The organism is Nocardioides sp. NPDC059952, from assembly GCF_042730435.1.
Lineage (GTDB): Bacteria > Actinomycetota > Actinomycetes > Propionibacteriales > Nocardioidaceae > Nocardioides.
In genome coordinates, this window is sequence record NZ_JBHWLY010000041.1 from 2,429 (window position 1) to 21,024 (window position 18,596).

Below are 18,596 nucleotides of genomic sequence, written 5' to 3' on the forward strand. Positions count from 1 at the left end.
CTTTGTGGGCGCCGCCGTTCCCGTTGGGCGTGGCGGGTCCGTACAAAACACGTATTACTCCCCGGCGGGGGGCACCGTGTTGGTCTCGACACGCTCGCTAGCGCTCGCGGCTCGACCAGCGGTGGCGGTCAGACGGAGCGGACCGCGACGATGTCGGCGAAGGCCTCGAGCGCCTTGCGGACGGGACCCTCGGGGAGCGGCGCGAGGGCGGCCTTGGCCTCCTCGGCGCGGGCCTGGACGTAGGCGCGAGCCTCGGCCAGCGCCGGGTGGGCGCGAAGGAGGGTGACGCACTCGGCCAACGCCGCATCGTCGGTCAGGTCGCTGTCGAGCAGCTCCAGGAGCCGGGCGTCACCGGGCTCGTTCGAACGGCGGACGAACAGCACCGGAAGCGTCGGGACACCTTCGCGGAGGTCGGTGCCCGGCGTCTTGCCGGACTCGTCCGAGGCGATGTCGAGGATGTCGTCGGAGAGCTGGAAGGCGACGCCGACGATGTCGCCGTAGGCGATCAGCGCGTCCTGGATCGACTTGTCGGCCCCGGCGAAGAGTGCACCGTAGAGCGCCGAGGTGGCGATCAGGACGCCGGTCTTCCCGGCCAGCACCTCGAGGTGGTGGTCGACCGGGTCGACACCCTCGGGCGGCGTGACGCCCTCGAGGATCTGCCCCTCGACGAGCTTGGCGAAGGTGGCCGCCTGGATGCGTACGGCCTCAGGGCCCAGCTCGGCGGTCAGCTCCGAGGAGCGGGCGAAGAGGAAGTCGCCGGTCAGGATGGCGACGTGGTTGTCGAAGCGGGCGTTGGCGGTGTCCTCACCGCGGCGCAGGAGCGCCTCGTCCATGACGTCGTCGTGGTAGAGCGAGGCCTGGTGGGTGAGCTCGACGACGCAGGCGGCGGTGATGACCTCGTCGGAGAGCGTGTCCGGGCCACACTCGGCGGCCAGCAGCACCAGCAACGGCCGGAACCGTTTGCCGCCGGCCTCCAGCAGATGCGACGCCGCTTCCGTGACGAACGGGGAGCTGCTGCGGGAGTAACCCGCCAGCTTCTCCTCCACGATCGCCATCCGAGCGCGCAGCCGCTGCTCGAGCTCGGGATCGGTGATCGGGAGGGCGAGTTCAGGGGCTCGGTCGGTGGGTGCGCTGGTGCTCACCCGATGAATCCTCCCGCATCCACCAACAGGCTGAGCACAGGGCCCGGAATTACACCCAACAAGACGGTGGCGACAGCGCTCAGTGCGATCACGACGGTGGTGGCGTACGAAGGGGTCACGACCGCGGCCGCGTCCTCGCGCGGATCGGTGAAGAACATCACCATGATCATCCGGACGTAGAAGAAGATCGCGATGATGCTCGAGCCGATCGCGACCGCGACGACCGGCCACTGACCGGCGCCCAGCGCGGCCGCGAAGACGCCCCACTTGCCGATGAACCCGGCGGTCAGCGGCAGCCCGGCCATCGAGAGCAGGAAGACCGCGAAGGTCGCCGCGACCCACGGGTTGGACCGGCCCAGGCCGGCCCAGCGCTCCAGCGAGCCGACCTCCCCGTTGGGCCCTCGCACCAGGGAGACGATCGCGAAGGCGCCGAGAGTCGCGAACCCGTAGGCGGTCAGGTAGAAGAGCACCGCCTGGGTGGAGCCGAAGGCGTCGGTCTGCACGCCGAGGAGGCCGGTCAGCAGGAAACCGGTGTGGGCGACGGCGGAGTAGCCGAGCATCCGCTTCACATCGGTCTGGACCACCGCGAAGGAGGCGCCCAGCAGCATCGTCAGCACCGCGATGACGCCGATCGCCGGGCGCCAGATGTCGCCCTCCGCGCCGAAAGCGACGTAGAAGAGCCGGAGCATCGCGGCGAACGCGGCGATCTTGGTGGCCGCGCTCATCCACGCGGTGACCGGCGTCGGGGCGCCCTGGTAGACGTCGGGGGTCCAGGAGTGGAACGGCACCGCGCCGGTCTTGAAGAGCAGGCCGACGGCCATCAGGCCGATGCCGAGGAGCAGGAGCGGGCTGGAACCGTCCTCGGCCGCCACGTCTCCGATCTCGGCCAACGACATCGACCCGGCGAAGCCGTAGACCAGCGCGAGACCGTAGAGGAAGATGCCCGAGGAGAACGCTCCGAGGAGGAAGTACTTCAGCGCCGCTTCCTGGGAGAGCAGCCGGCGACGCCGCGCCAGCCCGGTCAGCAGGTAGAGCGGCAGGGACAGCACCTCGAGGGCCACGAAGAGCATCAGCAGGTCGCCGGAGATGCAGAAGAGCATCATCCCGCCGACCGCGAACATCATCAGCGGGTAGACCTCGGTGTGCTCCAGTCCCCGCTGGGAGGCGGTGCGCTCGGCCGGTGTGCCCGGCAGGGCCGCGGCCTGACCGGCGAAGGCGCTCACACCGTTGTCGAGACGTCGCTCGGCGAAGAGCGCGACACCGCCGAGCGAGACCAGCAGCACCAGCCCTTGGGAGAAGACCCCCGGGCCGTCGACGATGAGGGCGCGCTCACCCGTCGAGGCACCGAGGCTGGACCCGGCGCCGACGGCGACGGTCCCGGCGAGCGCGGCGACCAGACCCGCCAACGCCAGTGACACCTGGGTGTTGAACCGCGCGGCGCGCGGCGCGAAGGCCTCGACCACGACACCGGCACACGCCACGGCCAGCACCAGCAGGACGGGCCAGAGGGTGGCGTACGAAATTCCGGGGGACTCGAACATCGCGTCACTCACCTGCCTGGATGACATCAACAAGAGGAGCCACGACCGGCTGGGCCGCCGAGATCAGCGGTCCGGGGACGAAGCCGAAGAAGAGGAGGGCGACCAGCAGCGGAACGAGTACGCCGACCTCCCGCCGGTCGAGGTCGGGGACCGGTCTGGAGAGCTGAGCGGGTCCGGTGAAGATCCGCTGGTAGGCCCACAGCACGTAGATCGCGGCGAGCACGATCGCGCTGACCGCGATGACGCCGAGCAGCCAGTGGTAGTCGAAGGCGCTGATCAGGACCAGGATCTCGGAGACGAACTGGCTCAGGCCGGGCAGGCCGGCGGTCGCCAGACCGGCGATCAGGAAGGTGCCGGCGAGCACCGGGGTCGCCTTCTCCAGCCCCCGCATCGACGAGATCGAGGCGGTGCCCTTGCGGGCGATCAGGAAACCGGCGATCAGGAACATCGCCGCGGTCGCGACACCGTGGTTGACCATGTAGAGGATCGCTCCGACCAGGCCCTCGCGGGTCGCCGCGAAGATGCCGAGGGTGATCAGCCCGAAGTGCGAGAGAGAGGTCAGACCGATCAGGCGGAGCAGGTCGTCCTGCCCGATTGCCAGCACCGCGCCGTAGACGATCGAGATCAGCGCCAGCACCACCACGACGGGCGTCGCCCAGGCGGACGCCTCCGGCACCAGGCCCAGGCAGAGCCGGATCATGCCGAAGGTGCCGATCTTGTCGAGGACGCACACCAGGAGCACCGAGGTCGGCGTGGTGGCCTGCTCGGTGGTGTCGGCCAGCCAGGTGTGCACCGGGAACAACGGCGCCTTGACCGCGAACGCGATGAACATCGCCACGAAGATCCAGCGCTCGGCGTTGGTGCCGATGTCGAGCTGGGCGAGGTCGCTGATCAGGTAGGACGGCGCCCCGGCCTCCGAGGAGACCACGAAGAACCCGATCAGCGCACCGAGCAGCACCAGCCCGCCGCCGAGCTGGAACATCAGGAACTTGAGCGCGGCTCGGGCCCGGTTGGGACCGCCGTGCTGGCCGATCATGAAGTACGCCGGGATCAGCGTCGCCTCGAAGGCGATGTAGAAGAGGAAGAGATCGCCGGCGGTGAAGGTGAGCAGCGCGAAGGCCTCCAGGGCCAGCGCCCAGGCGTACCACCGCTTGTCGTGGTCCTTGACCGCCGCGATCATCACGAGCGGCACCAGGACGACGGTCAGCATCACCATCAGCTTGCCGAAGCCATCCATCTCGAGCGCCCAGTGGACGCCGAGCGGCTCGATCCAGAGGAGATCGGTGTCGGGGGCCGTGAACATCGTGACGATGCCGGCGATCAGGGTGGCGATCGCGAAGCCGAAGGCCCACGCCTTGGGCCGGGCCGGCATCACCGCGGTGATCAGCGCTCCCGCGAACGGGACGAGGACGAGGATTGTCAGCATCAGTTGACCACCAGGATCACGAGGGTCACCAGCACAGTGCCGCCGAGGACGGAGAGGGCGTAGGAACGTACGTAGCCGGTCTGTGCCTTGCGGAGCTCACCGGCGATCGCCGCGAGGGCGACCGGGCCACCGCTCATCAGGCCGTCGACGGCGTACTTGTCGGTCGCGAGGGCGCCGCGGGTGATCGCCATTCCGGGCGGCACCACGACGTCCTCGACGTGCGGGACGTGCAGGTAGGGCGTCGGCTCGGTCGTGATCGGGCGGCGTCCGAAGACGAACCCTGCGGCCGCGACCCCGATCGCGACGACCAGCACCGCGAGGACGGAGGTCGCCCAGACCGGGAGCGGACCGTGGTGCTCAGCATGGCCGATCGCGACCACCGGCTCGAGCCAGTGCTCGATCCAGCCGCCGAGCGCGAAGATGCCACCGAGGACCGACAGCGCCGCGAGGACGACGAGCGGACCGGTCATGATCCGCGGCGACTCGTGCGGATGTACGCCCTCGGGCCAGCGCTTGCGGCCGAAGAAGGCGAGCATCATCAGGCGGGTCATGTAGAACGCGGTCACACCAGCGGCCAGGAGGGCGATGATGCCGACCAGCCAGCTGTCGGCGAAGGCGACCTCGAGGATCTTGTCCTTGGACCAGAAGCCGGCGAAGCCGGGGAACCCGATGATGGCCAGGTAGCCCATCGAGAAGGTGAGGAACGTGACCGGCATCGCCCGGCTCAGAGCGCCGTAGTGCTTGAGGTTCACGTCGTCGTTCATGCCGTGCATCAGCGACCCGGCACCGAGGAACATGTTGGCCTTGAAGAAGCCGTGGGTGAGCAGGTGGAAGATCGCGAACGCGTAGCCCGGCCCACCCAGCCCGGCGGCCAGCATCATGTAGCCGATCTGGCTCATCGTCGAGCCGGCCAGGACCTTCTTGATGTCGTCCTTCACGCAGGAGATCGCGGCACCCCAGATGATCGTCACCAGGGCGACGACCACGACCGCGGTCGAGGCGGCCTCGGCGGCGTCGAAGATCGCTGAGCTTCTCACGATCAGGTAGACGCCCGCCGTCACCATCGTCGCCGCGTGGATCAGCGCCGAGACCGGGGTCGGGCCCTCCATCGCGTCCAGCAGCCAGCCCTGCAGCGGCACCTGGGCGGACTTTCCGCAGGCACCGATGAGCAGCAGGATGCCGAGCCAGTTGAGGGTGGTCGTGGTGGTGTCGCTGATGTCGATCGCCGAGAACGACGTCGACCCGAAGGTGACGAAGCAGAGCGCGATCGCCAGGCTCAAGCCCATGTCACCGACGCGGTTCATCACGAACGCCTTCTTGGCGGCGGCGGCCGCGGACGGCTTGTACTGCCAGAAGCCGATCAGCAGGTAGGACGCCAGGCCGACGCCCTCCCAGCCGAGGAAGAGGCCGACGTAGTTCTCCGCCAGCACCAGCATCAGCATCGCGGCGAGGAAGAGGTTGAGGTAGCCGAAGAACCGGGTGCGCCGCTCGTCGTCGGCCATGTAGCCGACCGAGTAGATGTGGATCAGCGTGCCGACACCGGTGATGAGCAGCAGGAACAGGCTGGAGAGCTGGTCGTAGAGGAGGTCGAACCCGACGCGCAGGTCGCCGGTGTCGAACCAGGTGTAGAGGTGCTGGACGACCTGCCTGCTCTCCTCGTCGCGACCGAGGAGAGCGATGAAGAGGACGAGCGAGAGCACGAAGGACGCGCCGGCGAGCCCGACCGCGAGCCAGTGGCCGATCCGGTCGAAGAGGGCCGGCGCCAGCGGGCGGCCGATCAGGATCAGGGCCGCGCCGGCCAAGGGCAGCGCGATGACCAGCCAGATCAGCGAGAAGACGCCGCTGGCCTCGACAGGAGTTACCACTTGAGCATCCTTGGCTCGTCGACCGAAGCCGTGTTTCTGGTGCGGAAGATGGTCATGATGATCGCCAGCCCGACGACCACCTCAGCGGCCGCGACAACCATCACGAAGAACGCGGTCACCTGCCCGTCGAGGTTGCCGTGCATCCGGCTGAACGCCACCAGGGCCAGGTTGGCCGCATTGAGCATCAGCTCGACGCACATGAAGACGACGATGGCGTTTCGCCTGGTCAGCACGCCGATCGTGCCGATCGTGAAGAGGATGGCGGACAAGATGACGTACGCCGTCGTGTTGTCTGTCATTCGTCCTCTCCTTCGTCTGCGCGACCACCGGCGAGGATCGCCGGGACCGACTTCGTGCTCTGCGACCCGTCCGGCAGCAGCGCCGGGGTGTCGTTGCTGTTGTGCCGCGCGAAGGTGCCCGGTGGGGGCAGCGGGCCGAGGTGCTTGCCGCTCTTCGCGTAGTCGGCGACCCGCTTCTGGGCGAGGTCGGTCTGGCTCTGCTTCGGGTCGATCCGCTCGCGGTGGGCCAGCACCATCGCGCCGATCGCGGCGGTGATCAGCAGCGCACTGGTCGCCTCGAAGGCGATCACGTAGCGCGAGAAGAGAAGGTCGGCGAGGCGTTGTACGTTGCCACCCTCGTTGGCGCTGGACAGCCCGCGCATCGTGGCGATGCTCGCCTGGCCGACGCCCGCGATCAGCGTCGTGCCCAACCCGACCCCCAGGACGACGGCGAGCACCTTCTGTCCCGCGATCGTCTCCTTCAGGGTGTCGGAGGTGTCGACTCCGACCAGCATGATCACGAACAGGAACAGCATCAGGATCGCGCCGGTGTAGACCACGATCTGCACCGCGAACAGGAACGGCGCCTCCAGCATCGCGTACATCATCGCCAGGCCGATCATCACGACCGCCAGCGACAGCGCGGCGTGGACCGGCTTGCGCGCGAACAGGAGGCCCATCGCCGCGATCACCGTGACCGAGGCGAGGATCACGAAGCTCATCGGGCGGACTCCTTGGGCTCCGGTGCGTAGTAGGAGGAGTCGTCGTTGCCGAGGAACATCGGGTGCGGAGGCGCCTCCATCCCGTCCTCGAGCGGCGCGAGCAGGTCCTGCTTCTCGTAGATCAGGCTCTCGCGCGAGGTGTCGGCGAGCTCGTACTCGTTGGTCATCGTCAACGCCCGCGTCGGGCAGGCCTCGATGCACAGCCCGCAGAGGATGCAGCGCAGGTAGTTGATCTGGTAGACGCGGCCGTAGCGCTCGCCGGGGCTGTAGCGCTCCTCCTCGGTGTTGGGCGCGCCCTCGACGTAGATCGCGTCGGCCGGGCAGGCCCACGCGCACAGCTCGCACCCGACGCACTTCTCCAGCCCGTCGGCGTGCCGGTTGAGCTGGTGCCGACCGTGGAATCGCTCCTCGGTCGGCTCCTTCTGCTGTGGGTACTGCTCGGTGACCGGCTTCTTGAACTGGGTCCCGAACGTCACCGCGAACCCACTGACCGGGTCCCAGAAACGCTCCTTGAACGAGCGGTCGTCGTTGCTCACTTGGCCTCCTCAGGAGAGGGAAGAATGCGTACGCCGTTGGTGGCTGTCGGCACAGCCGGCGGTCCGAACACCAGTGGCTGCGCGGCGCCCCGCACGGCCCCGCCCTGCGGCAGGATGGGCGTGGGGAAGCCGCCGGTCGGCTTGGTGACCTGGGCCTCCTTCTCCGGAAGCCGGTTGAGGAAGCCGAGCACGACGACCACAGTGGCGGCCAGACCGAAGCCGAAGAGGATCCAGTTGGGGCTGAAGCCGCCCTGGATCGCGGCCATCTTGATCACCGCGACCACGACGATCCAGGCGAGGCTCGCCGGCAGCAGGACCTTCCAACCGAGCGACATGAACTGGTCGTAGCGCAGCCGCGGCAGCGTGCCGCGCAGCCAGATGAAGACCCAGATGAAGAAGAACATCTTCAGGAAGAACCACAGCACCGGCCAGTAGCCCTCGTTGGCGCCTGCCCAGACGGTGCCGAGGCCGAGCGGGGCCCGCCAGCCGCCGAGGAACAGCGTCGTGGCGAGCGCGCTGACGGTGGCCATGTTGATGTATTCGGCGAGGAAGAAGAGCGCGAACTTCAGGCTGGAGTATTCGGTGTGGAACCCACCGACCAGCTCACCCTCGGCCTCGGGGAGGTCGAACGGCGCGCGGTTGGTCTCGCCGACCATCGAGATGCAGTAGATCAGGAAGGACGGCAGCAGCAGGGCGCCGAACCACCAGTCCTCCTGGGCCGCGACGATCTGGCTGGTGGACAGGCTGCCCGCCATCAGGAAGACGGTGACGAGCGCCAGGCCCATGCTGACCTCGTAGGAGATCATCTGGGCGCTGCTTCGCAGTCCCCCGAGGAGGCTGTAGGTCGAGCCCGAGGCCCAGCCACCCAGCACGATCCCGTAGATGCCGATGCTGGCGATCGCCATCACGAACAGCACCGCGACCGGCATGTCGGTCAGCTGCAGCGGCGTCTGTACGCCGAAGAAGTTGACCTCCGGCCCGAACGGGATCACCGAGAAGGTCACGAACGCGGGCACACAGGCCAGGACCGGCGCGGTGATGAAGACGATCTTGTCGGCCTTCTCCGGGGTCAGGTCCTCCTTCAGCGCCAGCTTCACGCCGTCGGCGAGGGACTGGAGCAGACCGAACGGTCCGTGCCGGTTGGGCCCGATGCGGTGCTGCATCCGGGCCACGACCTTGCGCTCCCACCAGATGTTGAACAGCGTCAGCACGACGCAGACCACGAAGACGAGCAGGACCTTGATCGCGATGATCCACCAGGGGTCCTGGCCGAACTGCTCCAGCCCGTTCACTGCTGCGCTCCCTCGATGGTGACGGTCGAGCCCGGCGAGGCCAGATCCGCCCAGACGCCGCGCCCGAAGCTGTTCGTCGGCACCCACACGGTGCCGTCGGCCATCTCGGCCGGCAGCGCCGGGAGCGTCCAGCTCCCCCGGTCGCCGGTGACCGTCACGACGTCGCCGACCTCCGCGTGGAGCGCTGCCGGGAGGCGTACGAAAGCGGGCCGGGCGGTCGCCGCCAGGGCCTTGTCACCGCTCTGCAGCGTCCCGTTGTCGAGCATCAGGCGCCAGGTGGCGAGGCGGAAGCCACTCCCGTCGGTCGAGCCGCCGGAGCCGCTAGGCGGAGGCGTGTCGAGACCAACACGCTCCCCCGACGCGCCCGATGGGACCGTGTTGGTTTCGACACCGCTCGCTGCGCTCGCGGGCTCAACCAGCGAAGTCGTGATGTGCCCGAGGACCTCGGCGTCGGAGTAAGCCGCGGGCTTGTCGAAGACCTGGGTGAACGGGCGGCGGCGGCCCTCCCAGGTGACGAAGGTGCCGGCTTTCTCCGAGGCGGCGGCGACCGGGAGTACGACGTCGGCGCGCTCGGTCACGGCGGTGATCCGCTGCTCGAGGCTGACCACGAAGCCGGCCTGGTCGAGGGCGGCCAGGAAGGCGGCGGGGTCGGCGGTGTCGTCGGGGTCGACGCCGGCAACCAGCAGCGCGCCGAGGTTGCCGCGGACGATGGCCTCGGCGTCGAGACCGCCCTCGCCCGGGAGCAGGTCGGCCTCCACCGCGCCGCGGTCGCCGGCACGGCGCGGCACCCAGCCGAGCTTCGCGCCGGTGCGGTCGGCGAGCTCGGCAGCGGCGGAGTAGGCACCGGGGCTGGTCGCCAGCCGCTCACCGACCAGGATCACCGAAGCCTCGGTGACGTCACTGACCTGCGACAACGCATCCTTCTCGGCACCGGGAGCGGTCAGGACGACCTCGGCTCCGAGCTTGCGGGAGCCCTCCGAGGCGTACGGGCTGAGGGTGGTGATCCGCAGACCCTTGCGGTTGGCCTTGCGCAACCGCAGGAAGAGCGTCCCGGCCTCGTCCTCGGGCTCGAGGCCGGCCAGGACGACGTGGTCGGCGGCATCGAGGTCGGCGTAGGTGACGCTCGTCCCCGCGACGCGCGAGCGCAGGAAGCCCGTCTCCTCCTCCGACAGCGGCCGCGACCGGAAGTCGATGTGGGGAGTGCGCAGGGTGTCGCGGGCGAAGGCGGCGTACGCCTTCGCGTCCTCCAGCGTCAGCCGCCCACCGGGCAGCACACCGACGGAGCCGGCACCTGCCAGCCCGGCGGCGGCGACGGCGACGGCCTCGAGCCACGACGCCGGCCGGAGCTCGCCGTCCTCACGGACCATCGGCGAGGTGAGCCGGTCGCGGACGGCGTAGCGGAAGCCGAAGCGGTCCTTGTCGGAGATCCACTCCTCGTTGACCTCCGGGTCGTTGCCGGCCAGGCGGCGCATGACCTTGCCACGGCGGTGGTCGACGCGGATCGCGGCGCCGCAGGCGTCGTGCTCGGCGACACCCGGCGTCGAGACCAGGTCGAAGGGCCGAGCCCGGAACCGGTAGTCGTCCGAGGTCAGGGCGCCCACCGGGCAGATCTGGATGACGTTGCCGGAGAAGTAGGACGAGAACGGCTTGTCCTCGGCGATGCCGATCTGCTGCTGCGCGCCGCGCTGGATCAGCGCGATCCCCGGGTCGCCCGGGATCTCCGCCGCGAAGCGGGTGCAGCGCTGGCAGACGATGCACCGCTCACGGTCGAGCAGCACGTTGGGCGAGAGGTTGATGGGCTTCGGGAACGTACGCTTCACGCCCTCGAACCGGGTCTCACCCTGGCCGTGGGACATCGCCTGGTTCTGCAGCGGACACTCGCCGCCCTTGTCGCAGACCGGGCAGTCCAACGGGTGGTTGACCAGGAGAAACTCCATGATCCCGTGCTGAGCCTTCACCGCCGTGGAGTTCTGCGTCTCCACCACCATGCCCTCGGCGACCGGGATCGTGCAGGAGGCCTGCGGCTTCGGGAAGCCGCGGCCGTTGCCGGCATCGGGGATGTCGACCAGGCACTGCCGGCAGGCGCCGACGGGAGCGAGCAGCGGATGGTCGCAGAAGCGCGGGATCTCGATCCCGGCCTCCTCGGCCGCCCGGATCACCAGCGTGCCCGCGGGCACCGTCACATCGGCGCCGTCGATCTTGAGCGTCACATCGGTCATGCCGCCGCCTCCGTAGAGAAAGTCGAAGAATACGGAAGCGGCGGCATGAAGCTCACCGTCGCTCGCTGTCGCTCGCTCACTGCACTGCCTCCGCCCATGCCGTCGACTTCTTGGCGTCGAAGGGACAGCCACCCTGCTCCAGATGGGCCAGGTATTCGTCCCGGAAGTACTGGATCGAGCTCGTGATCGGGCTCGTCGCGCCATCACCGAGCGCGCAGAACGAGCGGCCCAGGATGTTGTCGCACTGGTCGAGCAGCAGATCGAGGTCCTCGGGCTTCCCGTCGCCCTTCTCCAGCCGCTCCAGCACCTGCACCAGCCACCACGTGCCCTCGCGGCACGGGGTGCACTTGCCGCACGACTCGTGCTTGTAGAACTCCGTCCACCGCAGCACCGCGCGGACCACGCACACGGAGTCGTCGAAGATCTGCAGCGCGCGGGTGCCGAGCATCGAGCCGGCCGCCTGCACCCCCTCGAAGTCCAACGTCACGTCCAGGTGCTCCTGGGTGAACAACGGGGTCGAGGAGCCACCCGGGGTCCAGAACTTCAGCTCATGCCCGTCGCGTACGCCCCCGGCCAGCTCGATCAGCTTGCGCAGCGTGATGCCGAGCGGTGCCTCGTACTGCCCCGGCCTCTTGACGTGGCCGGAGAGCGAGAAGATACCGACGCCGGCCGACTTTTCGGTGCCCATGCCGGCGAACCAGTCGGCGCCGTTCTTCACGATCGCGGGCACCGAGGCGATCGACTCGGCGTTGTTGATCACGGTCGGGCTCGCGTAGAGACCGGCGACGGCCGGGAACGGCGGCCGCAGCCTCGGCTGACCGCGGCGCCCCTCGAGGGAGTCGAGCAGCGCGGTCTCCTCACCGCAGATGTAGGCCCCGGCACCGGCGTGCACGACCAGCTCGAGGTCGTAGCCGGAGCCGTGGATGTTCGTGCCGAGATGGCCGGCCTCGTAGGCCTCGCGCACCGCGGCGCGCAGCCGCCGGATCACGTGCAGCACCTCGCCGCGTACGTAGATGAAGGCACGCTCCGCGCGGATCGCGTAGGACGAGATGATCACGCCCTCGACCAAGGTGTGCGGCGAGGCCATCATCAGCGGGATGTCCTTGCAGGTGCCCGGCTCGGACTCGTCGGCGTTGACCACGAGGTAGCGCGGCTTGGGGTTCTCGGGATCGGGGGCCGGCAGGAAACCCCACTTCACCCCGGTCGGGAACCCTGCCCCACCGCGACCGCGGAGCCCGGAGTCCTTGACCATCGTCTGTACGTCCTCGGGGGCCATCCCCAGAGCGACATCGAGCGCGTCGTAGCCGCCCTGCTCGGCATAGGCGGGCAGTGTCCAGGCCCGCTCGTCGGCCCAGTTGGCGGTCAGCACCGGGGTCAGGGTGTCAGTCATCGGACGCCTCCTCGGCGATCGTCTCCGACTCGGCGCGACGGGTGTCGGCGACCTCGACAGCCTCGGGCAGCTGCTCCGGCACATCGGCGGAACCATGGGCATCGCCTGGCGCGGCCCAGCCTCGCTCGCGGGCGAGCTCCAGCCCGACACGCGATGCCGCTCCGGCCGCGGGCCCCTCGTCGACGAGCCCGTCCTCGAAGCCGGCGAGGACCCGCTCGGCCTCGCGCCAGCTCGTGATCCGCGCCCCGCGCGAGGCCACGACCTCGCGGCCCTCGCGCAGGTCGTCGACCAGCTGCGAGGCCGACTCCGGGGTCTGGTTGTCGAAGAACTCCCAGTTGACCATCACCACCGGCGCGTAGTCGCAGGCCGCGTTGCACTCGATGTGCTCCAGCGTGATGCTGCCGTCTGCCGTCGTCTCGTCGTTGCCGACCTCGAGCTTCTCGCGCAGGCAGGCGAAGATCTCGTCGCCGCCCATCACCGCGCAGAGCGTGTTGGTGCAGACGCCGACGTGGTGGGTGCCGACGGGATGACGCTTGTACATCGTGTAGAAGGTCGCCACCCCGCTCACCTCGGCGGGAGTCAGCCCCAAGACTTCGGCGCAGGCCTGGATGCCTTCGGGCGTGACCCGGCCCTCCACCGACTGCACCAGATGGAGCATCGGCAACAGGCCGGAGCGGGCCTGGGGGTAGCGAGCGGCGATCTCGCGCAGCTCGTCGTAGGTCTCAGCAGCAAGCGTCATCGGTCGACGCCTCCCATCACCGGGTCGATGGACGCGATCGCCACGATCACGTCGGCGACCATGCCGCCCTCGGACATCACGCTCGTGGCTTGAAGGTTGGTGAACGACGGGTCCCGGAAGTGGACCCGGTAGGGCTTGGTGCCGCCGTCGCTGACCACGTGGGCACCGAGCTCGCCGCGCGGCGACTCGATCGCGACGTACGCCTGGCCGGCAGGCACCCGGAAGCCCTCGGTCACCAGCTTGAAGTGGTGGATCAGCGCCTCCATCGACTCGCCCATGATGTGGCGGATGTGATCGAGGGAGTTGCCCTGGCCGTCGGGGCCGACGGAGAGCTGCGAGGGCCAGGCGATCTTCTTGTCGGCCACCATGACCGGCGCACCGTCGAGGTCCGCGAGCCGCTTGAGCGCCTGCTCCATGATCCGCAGCGACTCCCACATCTCGGCCAGCCGGATCCGGAACCGGCCGTAGGAGTCGCAGGTGTCCCAGGTGATGACCTCGAAGTCGTAGTCCTCGTAGCCGCAGTAGGGCTGGGTCTTGCGCAGGTCCCACGGATAGCCGGTGCTCCGCAGGATGGGGCCGGTCAGACCGAGAGCCAGGCAGCCTTCCAGGTCGAGGTAGCCGACCTGCTCCAGGCGACCCTTGAAGATCGGGTTGGCGTTGCACAGCGCCGCGTATTCGGCCAGGCGCTTCTTCATCAGCTCGATGAACTCGCTCACCCGCGCCACCGTGCCCTCCGGCACGTCCTGGGCGACGCCGCCGGGGCGGATGTAGGCGTGGTTCATCCGCAGTCCGGTGATGAACTCGAACAGGTCCAGGCACAGCTCACGCTCGCGGAACCCGATCGTCATCACGGTCAGCGCGCCGAGCTCCATGCCGCCGGTCGCGATCGCCACCAGGTGGGACGAGATCCGGTTGAGCTCCATCAGCAGGACCCGGATCACCTCGGCCTTCTCCGGCACCTCGGCACCGATGCCGAGCAGCTTCTCCACCCCGAGGACGTACGCCGTCTCGTTGAAGATCGGGGACAGGTAGTCCATCCGGGTGACGAACGTGGTCCCCTGCGTCCAGGACCGGTATTCCATGTTCTTCTCGATGCCCGTGTGCAGGTAGCCGATCCCGGCACGCGCCTCGGTGACCGTCTCGCCCTCGAGCTCGAGGATCAGCCGGAGCACCCCGTGGGTCGACGGGTGCTGCGGGCCCATGTTGACGACGATCCGCTCGTCCTTGACGTCCTTGAGGGCGTCGGTCAGCTCGTCCCAGTCCTGGCCGGTGACGGTGAACGTACGTCCCTCGTCCTCTGTGGTCGTCATGAGTAGCTCCTCCGGGTGTCCGGCGGCGGGATCGTCGCGCCCTTGTATTCCACCGGGATCCCACCGAGCGGGTAGTCCTTGCGCTGCGGGTGGCCCGGCCAGTCGTCGGGCATCAGGATCCTGGTCAGGCCCGGGTGGCCGTCGAAGACGATCCCGAACATGTCGTAGGTCTCGCGCTCGTGCCAGTCGAGCGTCGGGTAGATGGCCACCGCGCTCGGCACGTGCGGGTCCTCGTCGGGAGCCGCTGTCTCCACCCGGACCCGACGGTTGTAGGTCATCGAGAGCAGGTGGTAGACCGCGTGCAGCCCCCCGGCCTGACCATCAGCGCCCTGGTCATCGGGGTAGTGCACCCCGCTCACCCCCGAGCAGAGCTCGAAGCGCAGCTCGTCGCGGAGCACCTGCAGGGCCTCGAGCAGCCGCTCGCGGCGTACGTGGAAGGTCAGCTCGCCGCGGTGGATGACCGCCTCCGCCTCGGTGAAGGCGAGAGCGTCGGCGATCTCCTTGAACCAGCCGCCGTAGGGCTGCACGCCGACGTCGCTGGTGCGGCTCGGCATCGCGTGCTGGCGGGTGAGACCGCCGTAGCCGCTGGTGTCGCCGGTGTCGCTCACGCCGAACATGCCGCTGTTCTGCTGCTCAGTCACCGCAGAAGTCCCGTCTGGTCGATCAGCGGCAGCTGGCGCAGCGCCGCGGTCTCGTTGGCGACCTCCTCGCGCTCGGCGTTGACGCCCAGCGAGGTGCCCTGGATCTTGTCGTGGAGCTTGAGGATCGCGTCGATCAGCATCTCGGGACGCGGCGGGCAGCCGGGGAGATACATGTCGACGGGCACGATGTGGTCGACGCCCTGGACGATCGCGTAGTTGTTGAACATCCCGCCGCTGCTGGCGCAGACGCCCATCGCGAGCACCCACTTCGGCTCGGGCATCTGGTCGTAGATCTGGCGCAGCACCGGCGCCATCTTCTGGCTCACCCGGCCCGCCACGATCATCAGGTCGGCCTGCCGCGGGCTCGCCCGGAAGACCTCCATGCCATAGCGGGCGAGGTCGTACTTCGGTCCGCCGCTCGTCATCATCTCGATGGCGCAGCAGGCCAGCCCGAACGTCGCCGGCCACAGGCTCGCCTTGCGGAAGTAGCCCGCCAGGCCCTCGACGGTCGTGAGCAGAACCCCGCTCGGGAGCTTTTCTTCGAGACCCATGTCAGTCCCAGTCCAATCCGCCGCGGCGCCACACATAGGCGTACGCCACGAACACCGTCAGCAGGAACAGGCCCATCTCCGCGAGGCCGAACCATCCCATCGCGTCGAACCTGACGGCCCACGGGTAGAGAAAGATGATCTCGATGTCGAAGATGATGAAGAGCATCGCGGTGATGTAGTACTTCACCGGGAAGCGACCGCCCAACGCTTGTGGCGTGGCCTCGATCCCACACTCGTAGGGATCCGCCTTGGCCTGGTTGGCGCGACTCGGTCCCACGACCGAGCTCATCACCACCGAACCGACCGCGAAGAGCGTCGCCAGTCCCGCCAACGCGAGCACCGGCACGTAGAGCTCCATCTCGCCTCCTACCCTGAGCGGCCCACCCCTTCTTGAGACTTTGTGAATAGAATCACAATGTGGGCCAACTCACATCCTGCCACTCCTGTGACGGATTGCAAGTGGGTTGCCGAAATGGCGCGCGGGCACTTTCCCGCCATGGCGCGAAAGTACCCAGCATCCGAGGGCAAACGCTTGCACAACCACGCCATGGCGCGGTTGTGGCGGGTCAGACTTCGGCGCTGGCGGCCGGCGCCGGCGTGTCGAGGAAGGCTCGAGGAATCACGACGATCCGCTTCTCGGCATCGAGCAGTTGGGCGGGACTTCCGTCGGCGTTCGCCTGCATCACTTCGTACGTCACGGTGTGCGCGGTCATCCGCCGCTGCTTGAGCCACCCCTGGTGCCAGGCGACGCTTCCCCACGGTCCCTGGATCTCGAGCGACTCTCCCGCCGACGGTGGCGCCGAGCGGGTACATCCCCGGCATCCAGTGCTCGGCGCTGACCAGCCGGGACAGCGGCCCCAGGCCGCCGAGCACCGTGAAGTAGATCGCGCCTCGATAGAAGCCTGAGGCGACGAAAGTTAGGACGACGAGAGCCCCGGCCGCCGACGCCAGGAAGGGGGAGAGCCCGATCCGTTCCCGCATCCAGGCGTAGACGAGCCGTCGTCGCATGGCCCGGTCCACCTCGATGCGCACTCCCGACAACTGCGGCTCGATGGATCCTCTGCCGCCCGCCGTCTCCAGCTCCCGTCGGATCACCGGGCCGATGAGAGGGACCGGGAGGTCGATCGACCCTGCGATCTCGTCCGGTCCCGCGGGGAGATAGGACGGCACCAGGTGCCCGCGATGCGGCTGCCGACATCTCACCAGCACCGGACCGACGTCGGCCCGGGTGAGTCGCCACCAGGGGTAGAAGACCATCCGACTGGGCGTGCGTATCCCCAGACCGCTCCCCGTCGCCCACGCCGTGAGCACTGCCCCGACCGCGTAGTCACGCCGCACCGCGCGTCGCACGGTCCACAGCGGCACCGCCAACTGGGCCACGAGAATCGTGCCTCCGAGGATCGCTGCCGTCACAACACGGAACGTGTCGCCGATGGCACCCTGCCCTGGGAGAAGCCCCGCGAACCAGACCGCGCCCGCGACCATCGGCGGCAACACCAGCGCCGCGAACAAGTAGCCCGGATCTCGCAACCGCAGTCCTATGAGGGCCCGCCCCACCTGGCGCTGATCCTCAGCCGTGACGGTCCATCCGGTCACCGAACCTGGCACCACATCCATGTCCACCACGGCCTCCTCGACATCGCCGCAGCTCGGCCACCGCAGCGTACGGGAAACCCTGGAAGGGGTCCGGAGACCCGGGACAGAACCCCACAAATGAGCGAAAGTTACGTACGCCCCGTGCCCAGGTCGTGCCAGAACTCCACATGTGAGCGGATGTTGCGGGGTTGTGGCGGGTCAGACTTCGGCGCTGACGGCCTCCGCCGGCGTATCGAGGAAGGCTCGGGGGATCACGACGTACCGCTTCCCGGCGTTGGCCTGGGACCTTGGCTGTCCATCGGGGCCGACCGGCACCATCTCGTACGCCACGGTGTGCTCGGTCGTCCGGCGCTGTCTTAGCCACGTGTTGTGCCAGGCGACGCTCCCCCACGACCCTTGGATCTCGAGCCATTCACCCACGGACCCGACGACAGTGGCACCGACGGGATACATCCCCGACACGCGGCCCGTACCGACGAGCAGCAAGGTGACCAGAATGAATAGGGCCATGAAGCCCCAGAAGGCCACGGACCAGAAGGAACCGATCTCCAGTTGGAGCAGGGCATTGAGGCCGTAGCCGACTGGAAGCACCCACGCCAAGGCGCCGAACTGCGCCCGCAACCGTGCCCGGACGAGCCGCCACCGCAGCGTCCGATCGACGACGATCGGAGCCCCCGCCAGCGGCGCCGCCACAGGCGTACGGCCCGCTCTCTCAGCCAGCTCGCGCCTGATCTCCGGCCCGATCAACTGGACCGGGAAGTCGACCGACCGCGCCAGCTCATCCGGCCCGGTCGGAAGGTACGCCGGCATGACCAGCGTGTTCGGACCGTCCTGTCGACACCGCACGAGCACCGGACCCACCTCGACCTGCGACAGTCGCGACCACGGGTAGAAGGTGAGTCGGTTGAGCGTACGCACACCCAGGCCCGTGGGCGTCGTCCACGCCGTGAGCGTGGCGCCGACCGGGAGCTCGCGCTCCACCTGGCGACGCAGCCCCCACAGGGGCGCCGCCAGCTGGAGCAGCAAGATGGCGACTCCGAGGACGGCCGTCATCGCCAGCTCGACAGCTCCACCGACAAGTCCCAGATCCGGATCTGGCATCCCGAGCCAGAAGAGGCTGGCCACCACCACAGGCAGAACCAACCCCGGGATCCAGTACGCCCACATCCGCAGCCGCAGCCCCACCAAGGCCCGCTTGAGCCGACGCTGATCCTCGAGCGTGACGCTCCAGTCCGTCACCGAGCCCGGCACCACATCCACATCCACGAAGGGCTCCTCGGCATCCCGCAGTTCAGGGTCGCCGCAGCGTACTGGATACCCCAGAGGGAATGTTGAGGTTCAATCGATG

Annotated in this window: 17 protein-coding genes; all 17 read right to left on the minus strand. The window is 68.6% G+C overall.

Going from position 1 to position 18,596, the window contains the following annotated elements; genetic code table 11:
• Positions 1–128: 128 nt before the first annotated feature.
• Complete coding sequence (locus tag ACFV9G_RS18455; protein WP_378728959.1) at positions 129–1,142, minus strand: polyprenyl synthetase family protein; 1,014 nt, start codon at positions 1,140–1,142, stop codon at positions 129–131.
• Positions 1,139–2,683 (minus strand): NADH-quinone oxidoreductase subunit NuoN, encoded by a 1,545-nt coding sequence (nuoN, locus tag ACFV9G_RS18460; RefSeq protein WP_378728960.1) that lies wholly within the window; start codon positions 2,681–2,683, stop codon positions 1,139–1,141. The genes ACFV9G_RS18455 and nuoN overlap by 4 nt, the downstream gene beginning before the upstream one ends.
• Positions 2,684–2,687: 4 nt before the next feature.
• A complete protein-coding gene (locus ACFV9G_RS18465) occupies positions 2,688–4,109 on the minus strand; it encodes a NuoM family protein (RefSeq protein WP_378728961.1) in 1,422 nt (473 codons plus the stop codon).
• Positions 4,109–5,974, minus strand: a complete 1,866-nt coding sequence (gene nuoL / locus ACFV9G_RS18470; RefSeq protein ID WP_378728962.1) for an NADH-quinone oxidoreductase subunit L — start codon at positions 5,972–5,974, stop codon at positions 4,109–4,111. The genes ACFV9G_RS18465 and nuoL overlap by 1 nt, the downstream gene beginning before the upstream one ends.
• Positions 5,968–6,273 (minus strand): NADH-quinone oxidoreductase subunit NuoK, encoded by a 306-nt coding sequence (nuoK, locus tag ACFV9G_RS18475; RefSeq protein WP_008356449.1) that lies wholly within the window; start codon positions 6,271–6,273, stop codon positions 5,968–5,970. Before nuoK ends, nuoL begins: the two co-directional genes overlap by 7 nt.
• Complete coding sequence (locus ACFV9G_RS18480) at positions 6,270–6,974, minus strand: NADH-quinone oxidoreductase subunit J (RefSeq protein WP_378728963.1); 705 nt, start codon at positions 6,972–6,974, stop codon at positions 6,270–6,272. The genes nuoK and ACFV9G_RS18480 overlap by 4 nt, the downstream gene beginning before the upstream one ends.
• A complete protein-coding gene (nuoI, locus tag ACFV9G_RS18485) occupies positions 6,971–7,510 on the minus strand; it encodes an NADH-quinone oxidoreductase subunit NuoI (protein WP_378728964.1) in 540 nt (179 codons plus the stop codon). The genes ACFV9G_RS18480 and nuoI overlap by 4 nt, the downstream gene beginning before the upstream one ends.
• Positions 7,507–8,802 (minus strand): NADH-quinone oxidoreductase subunit NuoH, encoded by a 1,296-nt coding sequence (gene nuoH, locus ACFV9G_RS18490; protein ID WP_378728965.1) that lies wholly within the window; start codon positions 8,800–8,802, stop codon positions 7,507–7,509. Before nuoH ends, nuoI begins: the two co-directional genes overlap by 4 nt.
• A complete protein-coding gene (locus tag ACFV9G_RS18495) occupies positions 8,799–11,021 on the minus strand; it encodes an NADH-quinone oxidoreductase subunit G (protein ID WP_378728966.1) in 2,223 nt (740 codons plus the stop codon). Before ACFV9G_RS18495 ends, nuoH begins: the two co-directional genes overlap by 4 nt.
• 76 nt (positions 11,022–11,097) lie before the next feature.
• Entirely contained in the window at positions 11,098–12,411 is a 1,314-nt protein-coding gene (gene nuoF, locus ACFV9G_RS18500) for an NADH-quinone oxidoreductase subunit NuoF (protein WP_378728967.1), read from the minus strand.
• Positions 12,404–13,150 carry an NADH-quinone oxidoreductase subunit NuoE gene (gene nuoE / locus ACFV9G_RS18505; protein WP_378728968.1) on the minus strand — a complete coding sequence of 249 codons (747 nt, stop codon included), beginning with the start codon at positions 13,148–13,150 and terminating at the stop codon, positions 12,404–12,406. Before nuoE ends, nuoF begins: the two co-directional genes overlap by 8 nt.
• Positions 13,147–14,460, minus strand: coding sequence for an NADH-quinone oxidoreductase subunit D (locus tag ACFV9G_RS18510; RefSeq protein WP_378728969.1), 1,314 nt, complete (start codon positions 14,458–14,460; stop codon positions 13,147–13,149). The genes nuoE and ACFV9G_RS18510 overlap by 4 nt, the downstream gene beginning before the upstream one ends.
• Positions 14,457–15,077, minus strand: a complete 621-nt coding sequence (locus ACFV9G_RS18515) for an NADH-quinone oxidoreductase subunit C (protein WP_378729003.1) — start codon at positions 15,075–15,077, stop codon at positions 14,457–14,459. Before ACFV9G_RS18515 ends, ACFV9G_RS18510 begins: the two co-directional genes overlap by 4 nt.
• Before the next feature lie 20 nt (positions 15,078–15,097).
• Positions 15,098–15,652 carry a NuoB/complex I 20 kDa subunit family protein gene (locus ACFV9G_RS18520; RefSeq protein WP_378679730.1) on the minus strand — a complete coding sequence of 185 codons (555 nt, stop codon included), beginning with the start codon at positions 15,650–15,652 and terminating at the stop codon, positions 15,098–15,100.
• 1 nt (position 15,653) lies between these two features.
• Positions 15,654–16,010: an NADH-quinone oxidoreductase subunit A gene (locus ACFV9G_RS18525; protein WP_091043014.1), complete on the minus strand. Its 357-nt coding sequence runs from the start codon at positions 16,008–16,010 to the stop codon at positions 15,654–15,656.
• Between the two features lie 208 nt (positions 16,011–16,218).
• Positions 16,219–16,365 (minus strand): hypothetical protein, encoded by a 147-nt coding sequence (locus ACFV9G_RS18530; RefSeq protein WP_378728970.1) that lies wholly within the window; start codon positions 16,363–16,365, stop codon positions 16,219–16,221.
• Positions 16,366–17,446: 1,081 nt separating this feature from the next.
• Positions 17,447–18,514 carry a hypothetical protein gene (locus tag ACFV9G_RS18535; protein ID WP_378728971.1) on the minus strand — a complete coding sequence of 356 codons (1,068 nt, stop codon included), beginning with the start codon at positions 18,512–18,514 and terminating at the stop codon, positions 17,447–17,449.
• Positions 18,515–18,596: the final 82 nt, after the last annotated feature.

Coding starts and splice junctions, on each gene's coding strand:
- ACFV9G_RS18480 (WP_378728963.1), bottom strand. CDS start 6,974: ATGAGCTTCGTGATCCTCGCCTCGGTCACGGTGATCGCGGCGATGGGC.
- ACFV9G_RS18525 (WP_091043014.1), bottom strand. CDS start 16,010: ATGGAGCTCTACGTGCCGGTGCTCGCGTTGGCGGGACTGGCGACGCTC.
- nuoN (WP_378728960.1), bottom strand. CDS start 2,683: ATGTTCGAGTCCCCCGGAATTTCGTACGCCACCCTCTGGCCCGTCCTG.
- ACFV9G_RS18510 (WP_378728969.1), bottom strand. CDS start 14,460: ATGACGACCACAGAGGACGAGGGACGTACGTTCACCGTCACCGGCCAG.
- ACFV9G_RS18495 (WP_378728966.1), bottom strand. CDS start 11,021: ATGACCGATGTGACGCTCAAGATCGACGGCGCCGATGTGACGGTGCCC.
- ACFV9G_RS18530 (WP_378728970.1), bottom strand. CDS start 16,365: ATGACCGCGCACACCGTGACGTACGAAGTGATGCAGGCGAACGCCGAC.
- ACFV9G_RS18515 (WP_378729003.1), bottom strand. CDS start 15,077: ATGTTCGGCGTGAGCGACACCGGCGACACCAGCGGCTACGGCGGTCTC.
- ACFV9G_RS18465 (WP_378728961.1), bottom strand. CDS start 4,109: ATGCTGACAATCCTCGTCCTCGTCCCGTTCGCGGGAGCGCTGATCACC.
- nuoF (WP_378728967.1), bottom strand. CDS start 12,411: ATGACTGACACCCTGACCCCGGTGCTGACCGCCAACTGGGCCGACGAG.
- ACFV9G_RS18520 (WP_378679730.1), bottom strand. CDS start 15,652: ATGGGTCTCGAAGAAAAGCTCCCGAGCGGGGTTCTGCTCACGACCGTC.
- nuoE (WP_378728968.1), bottom strand. CDS start 13,150: ATGACGCTTGCTGCTGAGACCTACGACGAGCTGCGCGAGATCGCCGCT.
- nuoK (WP_008356449.1), bottom strand. CDS start 6,273: ATGACAGACAACACGACGGCGTACGTCATCTTGTCCGCCATCCTCTTC.